General features: G+C 46.1%; 21 protein-coding genes. 11 read left to right on the top strand and 10 right to left on the bottom strand.

Annotated elements, in window-relative coordinates; all coding sequences use genetic code 11:
- Genes QNI24_RS04990 through QNI24_RS04975 form a run of 4 tightly spaced genes read right to left on the bottom strand, consistent with a single transcriptional unit; the run spans position 1 to position 3,553 of the window.
- Complete coding sequence (locus QNI24_RS04990) at positions 1–579, bottom strand: LOG family protein (protein WP_267175524.1); 579 nt, start codon at positions 577–579, stop codon at positions 1–3.
- Positions 576–1,349 carry a class I SAM-dependent methyltransferase gene (locus QNI24_RS04985; protein ID WP_267175525.1) on the bottom strand — a complete coding sequence of 258 codons (774 nt, stop codon included), beginning with the start codon at positions 1,347–1,349 and terminating at the stop codon, positions 576–578. Before QNI24_RS04985 ends, QNI24_RS04990 begins: the two co-directional genes overlap by 4 nt.
- A 15-nt stretch (positions 1,350–1,364) precedes the next feature.
- The gene (mnmC1, locus tag QNI24_RS04980; RefSeq protein WP_267175526.1) at positions 1,365–3,329 is read right to left on the bottom strand and encodes an FAD-dependent 5-carboxymethylaminomethyl-2-thiouridine(34) oxidoreductase MnmC1; all 1,965 of its coding nucleotides are present in this window, start codon (positions 3,327–3,329) and stop codon (positions 1,365–1,367) included.
- A gap of 35 nt (positions 3,330–3,364) precedes the next feature.
- On the bottom strand, positions 3,365–3,553 hold the full coding sequence (locus QNI24_RS04975; RefSeq protein ID WP_267175527.1) for a hypothetical protein: 189 nt from the start codon (positions 3,551–3,553) through the stop codon (positions 3,365–3,367).
- A 129-nt stretch (positions 3,554–3,682) separates the two neighbouring features.
- On the opposite strand from QNI24_RS04975, the gene QNI24_RS04970 reads away from it, so the two are divergent.
- The 6 genes from QNI24_RS04970 to QNI24_RS04945 all read left to right on the top strand — a co-directional run bounded on the left by QNI24_RS04970 (position 3,683) and on the right by QNI24_RS04945 (position 9,254).
- Positions 3,683–5,977, top strand: coding sequence for a bifunctional serine/threonine-protein kinase/formylglycine-generating enzyme family protein (locus tag QNI24_RS04970; RefSeq protein WP_267175528.1), 2,295 nt, complete (start codon positions 3,683–3,685; stop codon positions 5,975–5,977).
- Complete coding sequence (locus tag QNI24_RS04965) at positions 5,974–6,612, top strand: YceH family protein (RefSeq protein WP_267175529.1); 639 nt, start codon at positions 5,974–5,976, stop codon at positions 6,610–6,612. The genes QNI24_RS04970 and QNI24_RS04965 overlap by 4 nt, the downstream gene beginning before the upstream one ends.
- A 31-nt stretch (positions 6,613–6,643) precedes the next feature.
- Positions 6,644–7,498 carry a DMT family transporter gene (locus tag QNI24_RS04960; RefSeq protein ID WP_267175530.1) on the top strand — a complete coding sequence of 285 codons (855 nt, stop codon included), beginning with the start codon at positions 6,644–6,646 and terminating at the stop codon, positions 7,496–7,498.
- 51 nt (positions 7,499–7,549) lie between these two features.
- Positions 7,550–8,053, top strand: a complete 504-nt coding sequence (locus tag QNI24_RS04955; RefSeq protein WP_267175531.1) for a GNAT family N-acetyltransferase — start codon at positions 7,550–7,552, stop codon at positions 8,051–8,053.
- A 68-nt stretch (positions 8,054–8,121) separates the two neighbouring features.
- Positions 8,122–9,027 (top strand): DMT family transporter, encoded by a 906-nt coding sequence (locus QNI24_RS04950; protein WP_267175532.1) that lies wholly within the window; start codon positions 8,122–8,124, stop codon positions 9,025–9,027.
- A complete protein-coding gene (locus QNI24_RS04945) occupies positions 9,024–9,254 on the top strand; it encodes a DUF3820 family protein (RefSeq protein ID WP_267175533.1) in 231 nt (76 codons plus the stop codon). Before QNI24_RS04950 ends, QNI24_RS04945 begins: the two co-directional genes overlap by 4 nt.
- Before the next feature lie 9 nt (positions 9,255–9,263).
- Here QNI24_RS04945 and QNI24_RS04940 read toward each other — a convergent pair whose 3' ends face one another.
- From QNI24_RS04940 to QNI24_RS04930, 3 genes are all read right to left on the bottom strand, one after another.
- Positions 9,264–9,542 carry a hypothetical protein gene (locus QNI24_RS04940; protein ID WP_267175534.1) on the bottom strand — a complete coding sequence of 93 codons (279 nt, stop codon included), beginning with the start codon at positions 9,540–9,542 and terminating at the stop codon, positions 9,264–9,266.
- A gap of 4 nt (positions 9,543–9,546) precedes the next feature.
- A complete protein-coding gene (locus QNI24_RS04935; RefSeq protein WP_267175535.1) occupies positions 9,547–9,735 on the bottom strand; it encodes a hypothetical protein in 189 nt (62 codons plus the stop codon).
- Between the two features lie 100 nt (positions 9,736–9,835).
- Positions 9,836–10,102: a hypothetical protein gene (locus QNI24_RS04930; RefSeq protein WP_267175536.1), complete on the bottom strand. Its 267-nt coding sequence runs from the start codon at positions 10,100–10,102 to the stop codon at positions 9,836–9,838.
- A gap of 104 nt (positions 10,103–10,206) precedes the next feature.
- On the opposite strand from QNI24_RS04930, the gene QNI24_RS04925 reads away from it, so the two are divergent.
- The 5 genes from QNI24_RS04925 (at position 10,207) to QNI24_RS04905 (ending at position 17,432) form a co-directional block, all read left to right on the top strand.
- Positions 10,207–11,610 (top strand): hypothetical protein, encoded by a 1,404-nt coding sequence (locus QNI24_RS04925; RefSeq protein ID WP_267175537.1) that lies wholly within the window; start codon positions 10,207–10,209, stop codon positions 11,608–11,610.
- Positions 11,607–13,001, top strand: coding sequence for a hypothetical protein (locus tag QNI24_RS04920; protein WP_267175538.1), 1,395 nt, complete (start codon positions 11,607–11,609; stop codon positions 12,999–13,001). The genes QNI24_RS04925 and QNI24_RS04920 overlap by 4 nt, the downstream gene beginning before the upstream one ends.
- 40 nt (positions 13,002–13,041) lie before the next feature.
- Positions 13,042–14,019: an L-threonylcarbamoyladenylate synthase gene (locus tag QNI24_RS04915; protein WP_267175539.1), complete on the top strand. Its 978-nt coding sequence runs from the start codon at positions 13,042–13,044 to the stop codon at positions 14,017–14,019.
- Between the two features lie 452 nt (positions 14,020–14,471).
- Positions 14,472–15,887 carry a hypothetical protein gene (locus QNI24_RS04910; RefSeq protein ID WP_267175540.1) on the top strand — a complete coding sequence of 472 codons (1,416 nt, stop codon included), beginning with the start codon at positions 14,472–14,474 and terminating at the stop codon, positions 15,885–15,887.
- A 123-nt stretch (positions 15,888–16,010) separates the two neighbouring features.
- Positions 16,011–17,432, top strand: a complete 1,422-nt coding sequence (locus QNI24_RS04905) for a hypothetical protein (RefSeq protein ID WP_267175541.1) — start codon at positions 16,011–16,013, stop codon at positions 17,430–17,432.
- A gap of 40 nt (positions 17,433–17,472) precedes the next feature.
- Here QNI24_RS04905 and QNI24_RS04900 read toward each other — a convergent pair whose 3' ends face one another.
- From QNI24_RS04900 to QNI24_RS15450, 3 genes are all read right to left on the bottom strand, one after another.
- A complete protein-coding gene (locus QNI24_RS04900; RefSeq protein ID WP_267175542.1) occupies positions 17,473–17,784 on the bottom strand; it encodes a hypothetical protein in 312 nt (103 codons plus the stop codon).
- 397 nt (positions 17,785–18,181) lie between these two features.
- On the bottom strand, positions 18,182–18,358 hold the full coding sequence (locus tag QNI24_RS04895; RefSeq protein ID WP_283708512.1) for a hypothetical protein: 177 nt from the start codon (positions 18,356–18,358) through the stop codon (positions 18,182–18,184).
- 1 nt (position 18,359) lies between these two features.
- Positions 18,360–18,451: integrase core domain-containing protein (locus tag QNI24_RS15450; RefSeq protein WP_430539204.1), on the bottom strand; the 92-nt coding region annotated here is incomplete at its 5' end.

Genomic DNA, 18,451 nt, shown 5'->3' with positions numbered 1-18,451 from the left:
TTAAATGAACCACTTATCGGGTAGATCCGGCGGCTGGTAGCTCTCTAAGTATTCAATGGCCGCTTCTGGGGTGTCACAAATGTGATACAGCTGCCGGTATTCAGCTTTGGCAAAGTTTTCCGCGTATATGTGCTCAAACATCTCAAAAATGCTGTTGTAGTAGCCGTCGGTGTTCAAAAACACAATCGGTTTTTCGTGGTAACCCAATTGTTTCAAGGTCATCACTTCGAGCATTTCTTCCAAGGTGCCAAAGCCACCTGCTAGGCCAATAAAGCCATCAGCCAGCTCAATCATCTTGGCTTTGCGGGTGTGCATGTCAGCGGTGATGATCAGTTCATCATCGATGGTATTCACCACGCCATCGATGCGCAATGCCTCAGGCACCACACCGATGGTTTTACCGCGGTGGTTTTTGATTGATTTGGCCACTTCTCCCATCAAGCCGACCATGCCACCACCATAGACCAAATCAATTTGATTATCTGCCATCAGGGCACCCAAGGCATCGGCATGATCAAAATATATTTTCTTGATGTGGTCTGATGAGGAACAATAAACAGCGAGTTTCTTGATGCTCATGATTGACCTTCAGTGGGTTTGATGCGGAATGTTTTAATCGTAACCGGCCATGTAACAGCCTTGGTTTCATCATTGCCCCAAGCTTGTTTCAGTTCATCTAAGATCAAACTTCTGGGGTCTTCGCCGTTTATTTGGATGTATTTTTGGGTCGCAGACCAAGTACCTAAATAGCCCACCAAATGCTTGAATGTCCATTGTTTTTCCATCGTGCATTTTGGTGCTTTGATGGTTTCGAAAGGAAAGTCTATGGTGGCATAACGTTGTTCGATGTGATGGCGCTCTGGTGGCCAACAATCGCCAATGATGTCATGGTAGTACTTTTTCACCACAGCATCGACTGCAGCAGAAATTTGGTGTAATTCATAGCACCAAACGGCCAGCACGGCATCGGCTTTGGCGACTCGCTCAACTTCTTTGAAAAACAAATCAAACTCAAACCAATGTAAGGCTTGGCCAACTGTGATTAAATCGACACTGTTGTCTTGCAACGGACTTTGGTGGGCCAATGCCACTTCATACTCAACCCGAGGGTAGGTGGTGGCATGGTATATTTGTGACTCACTGGCATCGGTACCAATGACATAACCAAAGCGATTGGTCAGCGCCACAGCAACCTGACCGGTGCCGGTGGCACAGTCCCAGGCCAAGGCCCGCTCAGGACACAGTGATGCCAGCCAGTCATAAAGTTCTGTTGGGTATTCAGGTCGATATAAACTGTAATCCTCGGCCTGGATAGAAAAGTGGTCTTTGAAGTTTGTATCAGTGGTCATAAGGCTTGTCATTGTTTATTTTGGTGGTTTTTTTAAGCTTCGATATAAGAAGCGATTTGGGTGGATTATCTTACACAAATCATCCTCAAGTGGCAAAGGTTGCGCACAAATCATTGCGCATAAATGTTGTGCCAATAAAGGTGCACTGGTGAAGCCACGTGAACCCAGTCCATTCAAAACATAGAGGTTCTTTTTCACCTTTGCTTCAGGATAGTCTTGCCAATGCCGCCCGTGGTGTAAATCATGATAATCGGCTTGAAACTGTGCTTGGTCAACAATTGGACCACAAAGCGGCAGGTGATCCGCGGTGGTGGCCCTGATCGCAGCATGCCCCGCAATCACTTCAGCGCTTTCTAAAACACCAGCGATCGCGTGGCCCTGCCAAAATTGTTTGTTGCGCTGCCAATGATCAGCTGCTAATTCAGCATCATCATCCCATTGGGCTGCGGGCAAGTGATCGAAAGTGGCACCACAAACCCATCGATTGTTGGCTGCATCAGGAATCAAATATCCGGATGAAAGCATTATGTGTGGCATGTCGATTGCTGATGCTTTGATCACACTGGTCATGCCGTGTTTGGCAGTTAGTCCCAGATCAAAGCCATGACTTTGAGCAATCATTTGGGCTTGGATGCCGTTGGCTATGATCAATAATTCGGTTGTTGCGATGATTTCATTGCCTGCATACAGTTGCCAATGGCCTGACTGATCTTGGGTGATGCGGCTGATTTTCTGGGTTATTAATTGATCTACTGACTGGCTGAGCCGTCCAGCAATTTTTTGCGTGTCTAAGTATCCGGCATTGGGGTGTAGGGCCGTTAGTTTTTGCTGGTTGATGGTCAAAACTTGAGTAGGTGGTTGTGCCTTGTTTATGGCTTGTACCCACAGTTTTGTCTTTTCATCAGTGATGAGTTGTTCGACGCCAATGGCATTGAACTCCTGTTGCGTATAAAACCTTTGCGCATGGGCAAAGGCCCGCTGATAAAACTGTGTTTCAGGTGAATTTTGTGCGGTGATAACTGGCATGACCATGGCCAAAGCATTGCCTGATGCTTGTTGCATGGGTTGTGCATTTTGCTCGATGACGGTGGTGTGAAAGCCAGCCTGTTTAAAATAATATGCCAAGCATAAGCCGGCGATGCCAGCGCCCAAGATGGTGATACGCTTGTTGTCAGTCTGTTCATTGTCTGACAGCATACTGGGCAATGGGTACCAGCGGTGGCCAGCCTTTTGAAGCTTTGTTTTGTGGTCAAAAACAGCCGTGATCATCTCTCTTTTTTTACCAAACCCAGGAACTTTTTTGATCACAAAACCATGAGCTTCAAGTCGCCGTCGAATGTCTCCAGCTGCGGTGAAGGTGGCCAAAGTTGACCCTGGTCTTGATAAACGGTTGATTTCGGTGATCAGTTCATCGTGCCACATGTCGGGGTTTTTCTTTGGTGCAAAACCATCAAGAAACCAAGCGTCAACTGTGGCATGTAACTGTTTAAAGTTTTCGGTGGCATCACCAAAAGCCAGGGTCAAAGAGACCTGTTCATTGAGGTCGAAACGTTGGATGCCACAAGGAAAATGATCGTCAAAGCGATGCCAAATTGATAACAGCTGTTGGCTGAAAGGGTGGAGTTCTGGAAAAGCCTGATGGGTTTTTTGTATGTCATCGAAACTCAGCGGGTGTTTTTCTACACTGATAAAGTGCAGGTGTTTGGGTTTGTCTTTGGCTAAGTGCCATTGGTGTAACAGTACCAACAAGTTCAAGCCCGTTCCAAAGCCTGTTTCTGCGACCACAAAATCATCCATCTCACGATTTTTCTGCCAATGATTGATTAAGTCATTACCGTTGATAAATACGTGTTTGGTTTCTGCTACACCGTTTTCTTGGTTAAAATAGATGTCATCAAAATCGATTGAATGCGGTTGTTGGTGTTGGCTTGATAGTGGTGTGGCTTTGAGGTATTTGAATGGCGAATTAGACGGCTTCATTGCTTTGTAAAGGACAGCTGATGGTGGTTTGAGGTTTAATCTGCTGCCGTTTCAATACTTGGTGTCAGCCCTTGGTGGCATTCGGTACAAATGTATTGGTCGGCTTTGAATGGTTTTTGGTTGTTTTCGGGGTTCATGAATTTGAGGTAAATGGTGTTGTTGTGACAGGTTGCGCACATGACCTTGATGATACTGCTGTCTGCTTGCGCTTCGCCTTCTAACATTTGCTCAATTCATTTAAAGTGTATCTATTATCCGCTACCTGAGAGAATTAGTTAAGTGTTTTTAAATTTTTGCGGTAAATTACTTTTCATCAATATAAAGCCATAAGTTTAGGCTAAAATAGCCCAGCAATGAGTTCGCAAAAACCGAAAATAGTCATCCCCGGATACCGCATCATCAGGAAGGTAGGTGAAGGTGGTATGAGTGTGGTTTACTTGGCCTTTCAGGAGTCCTTGAAACGCGAAGTGGCACTGAAAGTCATGCGCCCGGTTATCACTGAAGAAGAAAGTGTGGTCAAACGCTTTGAGCAAGAAGCTGAAATCATTGCGCAGTTATACCACCCTAATATTGTTAGTATTTATGAAGTGGGTCATGTCGATGAGACCTTATTGTTTTACTCCATGCCCTACCTGCAGCACGGTGATTTGACCACTTTCCAGTACCACGATGATGCTGGATTGAAAAACATGCTCATAGGTATCTGTAATGGTTTGGAGCACGCACATAACCAAGGCGTTATTCATCGTGACATCAAGCCTGAGAATATACTATTCGATCAATTTGGTAACGTTCAAATAGCTGATTTTGGCATTGCGCTGAGCACCGGCCAACAACGTTTCACTAAGGATCGAAAAATTGTCGGCAGTGTCCACTACATGAGCCCTGAACAGGCCGAATCAAAACACATAGATGCCCGCTCGGATGTTTACAGTTTGGGGGCGATTTTATACGAGTTATTAACCGGTGAACCTGTGTTTGATCGTGACAGTGACCTGTCCATCATGATGGCTCATTTATCTGATCCAGTGCCAGCGCTGCCGGCAGAAAAAGCCCATTGGCAGGGCATCATTGATGGTTGTTTGGCTAAATCGCCCGACGGTCGTTTTCAGGACATTAAAACTTTGCGAGCAGCAATCAAAGCCGTGCACCAACAAAAAACTGGGCACCGGTTGATTCAATGGTCAACCCTGGCTGTGGTTTTAGCGCTTGTTGCACTTGTTACTTTCCTTCAGTTTGCAGATGATGCAGCAAAGGAAAAACCGCCAGAAGTAGTTAACAACGAAAACAGCGTTGAAACAACTGATTCGATTGGTGCTGAAACAGTGCTTAATGTGGCTGAATCAGTGCCGGCAGAACCCGAGGCAGATGCTGAACAACTGGCAGCAAATCAATCCACAGAACAAAAAACCATTTCGCCAGTGGTCAATACCCTGAGTGCCGATGAGGAAGCAAAACTGCTCAAGGCTGCGCAGAGAAATATCGAGCGCAAACAATTGACCACCCCAGAAAGTAACAATGCACTGGATGATTTATTAAAACTCTTACGCAACATACCCCAGCATCCTGAGGGCTTGAAACTGCTGTCAGAGGTCATGGCGGGATATTATGAACTGTTGTACCAAGCGGTGTTAAAAAATGATTTGAAACAAGCAGAGTCTTTTGCTGATGCCGTGGCTGAAGTTCGACATCGCACCATCTTAACCAATGAAGATTTGTTGCTGTCATTGGAAACAAATACCGAAATGCAACGCAGCTTGATGATTGGCGCCGTGGTGGAAAAAGTACAAGCGGCGAGAAACAACCTCAATCAGGCCAAAGCCAAAAGTTATATCAGCTTGATTGATCGTGTCATACCAGGACAAGAACTGGTTGATGAGTTATTGAATAACATTGACAGCATGCTCAGATCCGGTCAAGTCTTGACCGACAAACTTGGTATCAAGTCGGTGGTGGTTACGCCGCAGTTAGGTCATAAAAAAGGCTTACTCAATTATGGATTGGCGGTGACCCAAAGCGAAATAACTTGGCAACAGTATGACCGTTTTGCCAGCGCCACCCAACGTGACTTGAATCGCTGTAAAAGCAGCCTGAAAGTCAACCTGATTTTCAGCCAAAGAAACTACCTTAAACCGGGCTTTAAAATTTTCAATGACATGCCAGTCGTTTGTGTCAGCTGGCAAGATGCCAAGGCATATGCCGCTTGGTTGAGCCAACAAACAGGACACACATACCGCTTGCCGAGTGCGAGAGAATGGCGACATTTGGTGCGCTTGGCCGGCAACAACAGCCAATGTGGAGATGCCAATCTGGCCGGTCAGGAATTTCCAGATAAAGATGAGGTCGAGGGACTTTACGGCTGCAATGATGGTGTCACACATGTGGCTCGACGCAGCCAGTTCAGCAAAAATGCATTGGGCCTTTACGGCCTCAACGGTAATGTCAGTGAATGGATATCAGGCTGTGAACGTTTGGGTAAGTTCAAGGCCATTTTAAAGCCAGATGACCTGTGCGACAGCAATTCAGTGATGGGCCGATCATGGCTCTCGAGTTTGGGTGATGATGGTGGTATGAAAAAAATAGATTTTGATGAGTCTTGGACACACATCGGTTTTCGTTTAGTGAGGGATTTGAGAAAAGAACAATGACAGAAGAAAACAACAACAAAGAAGCCTATTTCAGTGACATTGAAGCCCGGGTGATTGCCTGTTTGATGGAAAAGCAGCTGACCACACCGAACAACTATCCTTTGAGCATGAATTCCTTGCTGTTGGCCTGTAACCAAAAGACCAACCGCGTACCGGTCATGTCTTTGACTGAAGGCCAATTAGGACATGTGGTGAATCAGTTGGATGGTCGGAGTTTGGTTGGCGTCGATTATGGCGGCAGGGCAACGCATGTCACCCACCGGGTGCTGACTGAATTTAAAATAGACCGCAAACAACAAGCCGTGTTGGCGGTGCTGATGGTCAGAGAACCCATCACCTTGAACGACATCAAAACCAAAACAGCTCGCATGGAAGATTTTGTTGATGCTGATGAGGTGAAAGCGGTGGTTGATTCATTGATTGAGCGTGATTGGCCTTTGGTCATACGCATACCCAAAGGGCCAGGTAGTCGTGAAGACCGTTACACCCATTTGTTGTGTGGTGAGGTTGATATCACTGAAGTGGTGCAACAAGTCAAAGCCACCACCAACAAAACATCAAGAGTCGACCAGCTGGAAGCACGGATCGAAACGCTCGAGGCTCAAATGAAACAGTTACTGGATCAATCCAATTAAAGCAGTCAACACCACCCAGGCAGTGATAACGATGTTAGTGGCTGCGGTGGTCATCAGCTCATCAGGTGTTTGGGTCAAACTGGCCAACCTCAGTGCTTCTGCCATCGGTTTTTATCGCATGCTGATAGGCGGGGTGATTTTGTTGTTGATTTGTTTGCTTCGAGGTCAGCCCTTGATACGCAGCTTCAGCTACACCAAATGGTTGGTGCTGGGTGCGGTGTTTTTTGCTGCTGATTTGTGGTTTTGGCATCAATCGATCCAATACGTTGGCCCTGGGTTGGCGACTGTATTAGGTAATGTGCAAGTGTTCTTTATGACCCTTTTTGGTTACCTGTTCTTGAAAGAAGTGATTGGCTTTAAGTTTTTCTTAGGTCTGACCTTTACTTTTGCTGGCTTGTTTTTATTGGTTGGCATGGAGTGGGATGGTTTTTCAGCAGCTTATCGACTCGGGGTCTATTACGGCTTGGCTACGGCCTTATGTTATACCGGTTTTATGTTGTGTTTGCGCCACACCCAATCCCAAGCCAACACCTTATCGCCGATGGCAAACTTGGGTGTTTTATCCATCATTTGTGCCATGGTTTTGGCTGTGGTATTAAAGCTAGAGGGCGGTACTTTTCAGGTGCCTGATTGGCAGTCTTGGTTGTCAGTGATTCTGTTGGGGGTTTTTTGTCAGGTCATTGGCTGGGCCATGATCACCAAGACCATGCCTTTACTACCCACTTCGATTGTTGGCTTGTTATTGCTGTTACAACCGGCGATGGCGATGATTTGGGATGTGCTGTTTTTCTCCAGGCCAACAGGCATGATGGATGTGATTGGTTTGGTGCTGGTGCTTTCGGGCATTTACTTGGCCACCCTCAAGCGCCGTACAAAAAGAGCATGAGAAAAGCTGTTTTCATTGTGGGTGTAATCATTCAGCAGCGAGACTGGTGCAATGAGTAAATCCACAAGCCATGCTTTAGATCCGAGCGGCATGAGCCTTTCGCCATGCACTGACCAAGATTTGGTTGGGGTGTTTCGCTGGTTCAACAGCGAAAAAGCGGTTTTCTACTGGGGCGGGCCAGATATTTCCTACCCTTTGCAGATAAAACGGTTCAAAACACAGTCCAAATACCACAAAAGCCAATCTTATGTACTGAAACAAGGCCGCACCCTGTTGGCTTTTGGGCAAATTTACAACCGCCTTGATCATTGTCATCTGGGCCGGCTGGTGGTGTCACCAAAATTCAGAGGACAGGGCGTGGGAGTTCATTTGATCGAAGCATTGCTCCAAGCCGGTCAAGATGATTTGAACCTTGATAAAGGCTCTTTGTTTGTTTTGAGCGATAACACCAGTGCCATGAAACTGTATGAAAAAGTGGGTTTTGAACAGCGTGAGTACCCAGTTGAGATTCCGCTGGAAAATTGTTTGTACATGACCCGCTCAGAAAAGCCATAATATAAGTGGAGCTTAGCGTGTAGTTTGATTAAACTTAAGCGCTGCATTCAATCACCTACACATTACCCATGACTGCTCAAACCTCAGCCAATTCTGCTTTATTCAAAGGAATCGCCTTGATGCTTCTGGCTGCACTGGGTTTCAGTTTCATGAATGTTTTGATTCGCTGGACATCGGGTGAGTTGCACCCGTTTCAAATTGCTTTTTTCAGGAATTTATTTGGTTTGGTCTTCATGCTGCCTTGGTTGATTAAGTTTGGCTACCGCAGTTTCAAAACTGATCGCATTGGCCTGTTCGTTATTCGCGCCTTGTTGGGCCTGTTCTCAATGTTTTGTTATTTCTGGGGCATCACGGTGTTGCCATTGGCCAAAGCCGTGGCTTTGAGTTTTACCGTACCCTTGTTCGTTACCATTGGTGCTGCTGTATTCCTTAAAGAAGATGTGAATGGGCGCCGTTGGGCCGCTGTGTTGGTCGGTTTTATCGGTACTTTGATTATCTTGCGTCCCAGTATTGATGGGGATTTGTTTGCTTCATTGGTGGTCATCGCCTCATCTGTAACCATGGCTGCGTCGGTGCTGGTGATCAAAAGCTTGTCGCGAACCGAAGATGCCAATGTCATCGTGATGTACATGGTGTTATTGATGACGCCGTTGTCCTTGCCGGTGGCGATGACGGTGTGGCAGTGGCCAACCATGGAAACCTGGCTGCTGGTGGCTTTGATGGGCTTTTTGGGTAGTTTTGCGCATTTGATGTTCACCAGTTCACTGAAAATTTCAGATGTCTCAATCGTCATGCCATTTGATTTTGCACGTTTGCCTTTCATCATCGTCATGGCATGGATTGTGTTCGATCAGGCGGTTGATCAGTGGACCATCATTGGGGCTGGCATTGTCTTTGCTTCAGGCGTTTACATTGCTCGCCGAGAGGCCCAGCTGAATAAGCGCCGTGCCATGCAAGCCAAAGTAAGTTCGTGACTTTCAGTCAGCAGCAACAAGCCGAATTCCTCAAAGCCCTACAGGTAAAAATGCCTTTTGGTAAATACCAAGGGCGGCGTTTGATGGATTTGCCTGGCCATTACTTGGCTTGGTTCAATCGACAAGGTTTTCCTGATAACCAATTGGGTCGGCAACTGGCTTTGGTGTTTGAGTTGGATCACAATGGCATCCTGCCTGGCTTGCGAGAACAACTCAAACCGAAATGATTCAATGGCTTACTTCAAGCCGGAAAAAGCTTGTGTCATGAAGCGGTTGAAGCCATGCCACAACAGCACAAACAACACGGCCACTGTGCCGTAACACAAAACGGTTATGAGCACATTCAATGTGGTATTAACCGGGTTTAGTACCGTGCTTAAATTGGTGGCAAAAACCAAACCGTAAAGTAACACCGCAATCGCCGCAAACAAGCACAACAAAGACTTGGCAGCAGCCGTGATGCGTTGTTGTTTGCTGAGTTGCGTGGTTGATTGGGTCGGTCTCTTTTTGCGCATGTTATTATTTTACCTTGTATGATAATTGGGTGTTGATGTGTGCTTTGAATTTATTGCGCCTGGCGCGGCGACGCATCAAGCGGCTGAGTCTGAATTTCACAGCAGCGGTGTTTTTTGACTGTTGACTGGCGACCATTTCCTTGGCAATACTTCGGTCTTTTATCATGAACAATGATTTGATGAATAACCACATAATTAACTCCTGTATGACGTTATAAATAAAATACCACATGGGGCGCGTTTTATTGAGTGCCAGAAGTTATGTTTGAAACCTGTTATTGACTTGATGTGGGTCAGAAATAGCCGATGATGAAATGTGGCGTTAAAGCCACCAGACTTGATAAACAGGCGTTTAACAGTTCCATTTCATGGTTGATTGGTGGTTGGTCATTTGGCATGCTGTCAGTTGTTTGAATTTTTCGATTGTTCAATGGCATGACTGCATCAAAACAGTGATTGTGGGCGATAGGACTGTGACCAAAATTAATTGGGGCTTTGGTTGTTGTGTGTTCAATTGATGTGCTAGTGAACAACACCAGTGAGAGTAAAAGTAATTTCATTAAGTCTATTTGGGTATGAGTTGAATGTTGTCAATAGCCATGTTTTTCTGGCTCGAAAATGAAAAAATAAGTTATCATTATGTTCATAAAACCAAGGAGTATATATGTCACATAGGAAAATTCATTGGATGCTGGTAATGGCGTTGGCCTTGCCACAGTTATCATTGGCAAGCATGGCGCTTAGCGAAGGCGGGATAGGTGAAGTTCTCATTTACCCCTATTACACCGTAAATAATGGCTTAAACACCACATACTCAGTGGTCAACACCACTGCCGACACCAAGGCCATCAAAGTGCGTTTTCTGGAAGGGGAAAACGGTCTTGAGGTGCTGGAATTCAATGTTTATCTTGATGCTTATGATGTCTGGTGGGGCGTCTTGGTTCCAACCACATCCACGGTCAATGGTCACACAGGAGAGTTATCAGTTTTACATGTTGATAACGATAATTCTTGCACCCCTTTTCTGTCTGATCAACAGGAGTTTTTACCTTTTATTATTGATGCCGATACACCCAATAACGACCTACAAAGGAGTAGAGAGGGTCACATAGAAGTCATTGAGATGGCCACATTTGATGGCACCACTGCCGCCTGGGCAAGTCATGGCCAAGTCGGTGTTCCGGCCAATTGTGATGGGATTACCAACGATTGGATTGATAATGATGTTTATGATATAGCAGATGAGGCTCAAGTCTCAGGTGGCTTATTTGGTGCGGCGGCGATTGTTGATGTGGCCAATGGTTTAACAGTTAATTTGCCAGCCACTGCGCTGCGGGGGTTTTGGTCGAATGACTTGGGCAGCCACACCTCCCCTGGTGCCCTGGTTCCCTCTTTGGCAGCAGCTCAGGCGTCGACCGAAGTTCGGGTTGGTGATGTGGTTTCCAGCGCCACTTGGGTCAGGGGTATAGATGCAGTGTCTGCCTTGATGATGTCGAATCAATTGAGCAACGAATTCAGCCTCAACCCGATCAATGAGACAACCTCTGAGTGGGTCATCAATTTCCCAACCAAACCATTCTATACCAATGGTGATGTAGTGGTTCCTCCTTTCTCAGCGCTGTGGAATGGTGCTTCAGCTTGTGAGGATTTAACATATTTCATTTGGGACCGTGAACAAATCAGCGATTCAGGCACCAATGGTGAATCTTTGTCGCTCTGTTACAGCACCAATGTGATTGAGTTTTTACGGCCGGGTGATGTGCAGCCTAATGAGTCTGGAATTTTGGGTTCATTCAAGGCGCAACCGGTATTCACACCAGATGACCAGAATGCAGGCACGGCGGGTTGGATGGCTTTGGATTTGACCAGTGCACCCCGCCGATTATTGCCAACATCCGGTGACGGGCTACAAGGCTTGCCGGCCATAGCGTTCCAATTTGAGAAGTTTACAAACAACAACGCAACTGAGGGATTGACGGCAACATTCATGTCTGCCAGAAAACATGTGCAGTCAAAACTGATTGCCACAGCCAAGAACCAAGCTGACCAAACAGGGAGTAGAGAATGAAACGTTATCAAAAACTTGTGATCATGTGGCTGTGCTTGATGAACGCTTTAGGTGCAACGGCAGTTAACCTCAGCACCGACGGCAGTGGTCAAGTGCTGTTATTCCCTTACTATAATGTCAAAGGCGGTTACAACAGCATCTATTCAGTGGTCAACAACAGTGATGAGGCCAAAGCCATTAAAGTGCGTTTTCGAGAGGGCGTTAATCTGGTGCCAGTGTTACAGTTTAATGTCTACCTATCACCCCGAGATGTGTGGACTGGGGTGTTGACCCCAACGGCGCCATCAGACCCACAACAGGAGGGAACAATCAGTGTTTTACACAGCACAGTCGATAACTCATGTGCCCCATTTCTCCATAAGGCTGGCGAAGAGTTCACCGCCGTGAATATTCCTGCTACAGATTCTAATCAGTCGATTGGACGAGCTACTGAAGGTTTGATTGAAGTGCTTGAAATGGGTGTGGTCGTAGGTACATCTGCTGCCGCATTACAACATGACAGTGCCGGTATACCCAGTGATTGCGAGCTGTTAGAGTCAGCCTGGTCTGCTGCTGGTTATTGGGAGCTTGATGGCAGTGTGGACTTAACTTTACCGACAGGTAAGTTGTCCGGTGCTGGGGTGTTACTGAATATGTCAGAGGGCCAAATGGTGGCGTATGACGCAGTGGCCCTGGATGACTTCTGGGCAGCTGATGCAGTGCACACCCAACCCGATGACGCGCTTCCCGATCTGAGCCAAGGGGCGCCTGTGTCTTTGCTTCAAACCGCCTCAGGTTATTCCTCTGCCACCTGGGTCAATGGTTACCAAGCGGTCTCGGCTGTGTTAATGAAATCGGTTGTGAATAATCAATACAATATCAGCCCATTCATAACGGGTCGCACGGACTGGGTCATCAGTTGGCCGACCAAAACTTTTCATACCAACCCCGAATTAAAAGCGCCATCCACTCCATTCAGTGAGCTGTGGGACGGTGAATCTTCCTGCGAGTCGTATAGCCTAAGCCGCAATGATGTCAATACCCTGGCTGCTGATCCAGTGCAGCTGGCGTCTTGTGGTGCCATTGCTATAGTCAGTTTCAAAGACCAATTTGGTGGTCCTGGGGTTTTCCAAACAAATGCAGCCAATGAAATTCTGATTGAACAAACGAGTAATAACAGTGATATCGGCTGGGCATCGCTCCACTTTGATGGCAACAGCCATTACATGGTTGATAATGAGGACCAAGGCTTGCTTGGTTTACCGATCATTGGATTTGCGGTGCAAAAATACCGGAATGCCGGCGCTGGACAGGGTCTTTTGGCTCAATATACTGAATTGCTCGAACACAAATATCAGGTTTTCAGTTTTGCGGATATTTTATTCGTAGATGGTTTTGATCAATCACCATGAGTCATTGTTAATGGTGCCAATGGCCTGATGAAGAAGTGATATGAAAACCAAAAAATTAAACAGCACCAGTTCTACAGACATGGTCGCAGCAGCAAACATGCTTAATAAAGGTGGTGTGGTTGCTGTACCGACTGAAACTGTCTATGGTTTGGCTGCCAATGCCGCCGATGAGGATGCGTTGAGCAAAATATTTGAGGCCAAAGGCCGGCCTGCCAACCACCCACTGATTGTGCACATTGCTGATGCCAGTCATTTGACCCATTGGGCTCGAGACATTCCTCCGCAAGCCTACCAACTGGCTGAGGCATTTTGGCCTGGGCCTTTGACCTTATTACTGAACAAACAACCCCACATCAGTTCCATCATTACGGGTGGACTCGATACCATTGGTTTAAGAAATCCAGCCCATCCAGTGATGCTGGAATTACTTCACTTAACTCAATTGGCGGTGGCGGCACCTTCTGCCAACCCGTATAAAAAACTCAGTCCCACCACTGCAGATCAAGTGTTCGAAACCCTCGCTGGAAAAATTGATGCGGTCTTGGATGGTGGCCCGTGTGAGGTTGGCATTGAGTCAACTATTTTAGACTTGTCATCGGAACAACCAACAGTGCTGCGCCCTGGGCCTATCACAGCATCACAAATAGCGAATGTATTAGGAACGCCTGTGGCAGTACCTGAAAATCATGATGTGGCAGTACCAGGTAATGTTGAGGCGCATTATCAACCCAGCAAACCCATGTTGTTGCTCAGCACCGAGCAATTAAAAGACCAGTTAGCCAACCGCAGCGATGGTACGGTTTGTGTATACTACAGTGCAGAGCTCAAAGACTTGATGACTGATGAGGATGAAGTGATGTCAGCAGATAAAGTCGCTTATGCTCAATCCTTGTACCACACCTTATACCAAATGGATCAAAGCGCAGCCCAATGCATATGGTTAGAGTTGCCTCCCTCAACCGATGAATGGCGGGATGTGCATGACCGCTTGAACCGGGCTGGCAGCCGCTTGATCTGAACCCAACTGCTGTCCTTGGCGCAGCCTTTCCGGCAAATATTCACCCAGCAGTAGCCAAAATAATCACCCACATTATCTGTCAGTGCACTGATTAAACAAGTCTTGTTCGCCTGCCTAGCCAATTGGGCCATCGACTGGGTTTTGTCATGGTTTTGATTCCAATCAATCAAGCACTTTTTATGAACTTTTAAAAATGGCATAAGTTATTGATATGTATGTTAAATAAAAGTTTGGTAAGAACTTGGTAAGAAAGCACAATGAAGTTGTAAGGACTTAATTGGTAGTAATTCACAAGATAGAGGCCTGTTGTTAATCAGCAACTGAAAAAGTACCGCCATGGGTTTGGCGGCAAACACAGGCAAAAAAAGTCTGTGGTATTCAGATGGGTTTTAACTGAGTCAATAAGCTCAGGGCCTATCACCACAATCAATCTACCTCAGGAGGGTAATATTATGAGTCATTCATTAGAACCAACACAAATCATTGATGAGCTAAAAAAACAAGCCAATACCATTTTAAGCACGGTATTGGGCAGCGCAAAATTAGAGGGTTTCAACGTCGGTAGTCAAGGCAACATGCCGTATTACTGGGAAGACCCCAGAAACCTTAAATTCAATGCCAAAACTTATGATTGGATCAGCTCTAATTTAAAAGCAGACACCTCGCCACTACAACTGGATCAGAATTTCACCAACATATACATCGATGCATTGAGTAAAGTCAGTTATCACCTGTCATCCGATGACCAAGAAAAGCTTAACCAAGCCAAGTCAGCTGCCACCGATCAACAAGGCGCGGTATTGAGGGCATGGACTGAAGCTTATGGCAGTTTACCTGAAGGTGAAGGTCAGCCAATCGATGAAATTGCATCAATCATTCAAACCGAATGGGCTGATCCAGCCACCACGCTGACAGACATTCAAAACGCCATCAACATCAATGAACTGTTGAACAAGGTACCAGCAGCTGGCAAACCCATCGTACCGGTGTTTGTGAATTGGCTGAATGCCATCGGTGATGCCGTTTCATTGCAGAACAACGTCACCATGAACGATGCTTATTTGGCCAAAGCCTTAGCCGCTGCGCAATCACCCAAAAAAGGCAACGGCGGCATCCAGTTAAACACCCCAGGCAACGACAATTACTTTCCTGCCTACCGCGTCAACACCCCAACCAGTGACATCATCAACGGCCTAGAAAATGACGACCAAGCCGTTGAGCTGTCAATGACGGTTTCGCGCTCAACAGTCAATGAGTATGAGCTTTCGGTATCTGGCGGGGCGTCATTCAGTTACCCCGTTTTGGGTTTTTTCAGTGTCAATGCCGGCGGCAGTTCCAGTTACTTCGAGTCGAACATTGCCACCACTGACAATGAAACCACAGTGAAGATGAGTTTTCCTGGTGTCACATTGGTTAACTATGGTGCCCCCAGCTTCACCAAAGCACCGTTGCAGAACTGGTATTGGATGAAACCAATCCAAGATGCCATCAACAACAAGGACAATGATGTATCAGGCTTCAAGTTTTCACCTGCACCACAAATTGACTTCAGTAAGAAGGGTCCTTTTGGTTTCTTAACGGGTGCCGCCATCAGTAACTACCCAACGGTTGAAATCACTGTGAAAAGTGCTGATTACCAGAGGATTCAAAAAACCTTTGAACAGTCTGCTTCGGTGGGTATCTCTTTCTTGGGTATTCCTTTGGGCATCGGTGGCAGTGAGTCATCCTACTCCAATAAAGTCACCGTGGATGCCTCAAAATCAACGGTCACCATTACCCTGAAACCACCCAAGGAATTGGTTGCGGGTACTGCCACTGATTCAGTGGGTTGGGTATTGGGCGTACAGTCTGATTATCCAGCTGCCTGAGCCACCTGTGAGGTGCTTGGTCCGCTGCAAGGGGGATTGCATGACCAAGCCTCACAATTCAGTCTATGATAGCGGTGAAATCATGCACCGCTGTCATCTTCCTTAACCACCCAGAGAAATCAGATGAATCAAGCCAAATCCATTGCATTGAACCTCACAACTGCTGCCAACCAAGTTTTATCCAAACAAGCCAGAACTGCAGTATCAGCCACCACCGGCATGCAACCATTCACCGTAGGACCATTGGGTAATTTTCCTTATTACTGGCAGGATCCGCAGTCACTGGTATTTAATGCCAAAACCTATGACTGGATTGACGCCAGTTTGAAAGCCAACACCTCACCCATTCAACAAGGCCAACCATTCACCAACCTGTTCATTGCTGCCTTAAGTAAAGTGAGTTATTCTTTGTCACAAGCCGATCAAAACAAACTGAATCAAGACAGAAGTAAAATCCTGCTGCAACAAACCGCTTTACTGCAGGCCTGGAAGGATGCTTTTGGGCAGTTACCATCAATCTCCAACAACCAACAAGCCATTGATACCATCATCAATAAAATCACCCAAACCTGGGCATCACCGCCGGTCTCACTGACTGATTTACAGCACAACCCACAACCCCGACAGTTGTTAAACCAAACTCCCGAGGCGGGCCAATCAGTGGTACCGGTGTTGGTTGATTATTTGAATGCATTGGGCGCTGGCGTGTCCTTGTTGAATGCCGTGACCATGAACGATGCCTACCTGCATCACGCCCTGTTGGCAGTGCAAAGACCCGATGAATCCAATGGTGGCTTACTGACCAATGACGGCAAACTGCGACCTGCCTATGCGGTAAAAACGCCATTAAAAAAAATCATTGCGGGTTTGAACGCGAAAGACAGAAATACTGCATTCAGTGTCTCCATGCAAGTCAGTCGCAGTCAGCATGATGAGCTGATCATCAGCCAGTCTAATCAGCCATCGGTAAAACTGCCCAGTGAGTCGTTCTTATCAATCAAAACCAAGGACGAACAAGAACTGTTTGACCAGCAGGTGCTCCCTGCCGATTCTGATGAGGTAACGGTGCAATTCGACTTTTCAGGGCTGACCACGGTTTATTTCACGCCGGTGAGTTTCCTGATGTCCTCTTTGCAATACTGGTATTGGGTGGGGCCAATCAATGCGGCCATTCGTAACGGTGATGATGATGTCTCAGGCTATAAATTCTCGCCCCAGCCACAAATTGACTTCTCAAAATCAGGCCCCTTTGGTTACCTGTACGCTGTGGCGATTTCAAAATACCCCACAGTGACCTTAACAGTGAAACAAAGCCAACAATCGGCATGGGTACAGAAAATTTCAGCTGCCAAAGCGGTAAAAATCAACTTCCTAGAACAGCCCATCGGCGATGATGATGACGTTAACTACAGCCTATCAGTTATCAAAAGCCGAGGTCGCTCAGACTCGCTGCTGATTAAGTTGCAGCCACTTGAAAAGTCACACGCCTCGATCAATTCAACCGCCTATGTTCACGGGGTATTGGTTGAGCGGCCGACGGTTTAAGTCAGCTCAAAAGCCGATTGGTCAGGTATGCGCTTCATCCTCAAATCAGCATCTCATCAGTGGCCTCATCGAGGTAATTACAGCCGCAATCGGCACATACATCAGGCACTTTGAAAACAGTGAAAGGGTTGTGTTTACGTTCTGATTTAATAACACTGGCAGCACACTCAGGGCATTGAACCATATAAACTCTGTATAAATATGAGCCTGAGTCTATGATCAGCAAGACAAGAATGAGCCCTAAGGTACCATCGATTTTTAATATGACCAACAAAAGTATAAACGCACCTAAACCATAGTTAAAAATGCTTAAATCCCTGTATCTTTGTTTGAGAGTGTCTTTGATGGTCATGGCGGCCCGCTCCTTGAGGTTTAACTTATAATTATTCTCGCATGTTGCAGCTGAATTTTTAAGTGATAGAAGTCATATGTGGCTGGTTTTGGGGTTGGGATGGTGAGGGTGGGAGGTGGAAAGGGGTCGGGGACTTACTCGAACCGTCACGGTATTTCTACCGGGGGATTTTAAGTCTTAAACGGTCAATTACCCATAATGTCTGATGGCAATAAATAACAATAGTATCAAAAGGATAAGGTGTTTTTGTTGTTAAGCATAGTTGTGTCTTATCACCACTTTTTGTTTATTGGTGTCGCTAATTTGTCGCTCAATGAAATACTTAAATATATGCATGTACCAACAAATGTACCAACAGAAAACATTAGTGACTTAACTAAAGGGATGAAATTAAATATTATAAACCCTCGTAGGTATACTCTGTGTCTAAAGTGGTAACAGCAACATTGACTGCAATGAAACAGAGGGAAATCATTTCACCCTCAAAATAATATTGATCAAAAGTAATGAAAGATACGTCTACCAAATGACCTTTCCCCCAACTTAGTACCGCGGCTTGGATGAGATAATTCATTTTATGCTGCCTGATTAGCAAATGCCACTGGCGTCATATATTTCAATGAACTGTGTGGCCTAATGTGGTTGTAGTGTTTTCTCCATTTGTTGA

Source organism: Marinicella marina, from assembly GCF_030065545.1.
In the GTDB taxonomy this organism is placed as follows: Bacteria; Pseudomonadota; Gammaproteobacteria; order Xanthomonadales; family Marinicellaceae; genus Marinicella; species Marinicella marina.
The sequence above is the reverse complement of the archived record's forward strand: the minus strand, read 5'-3'. Positions and strand labels throughout refer to the sequence as shown.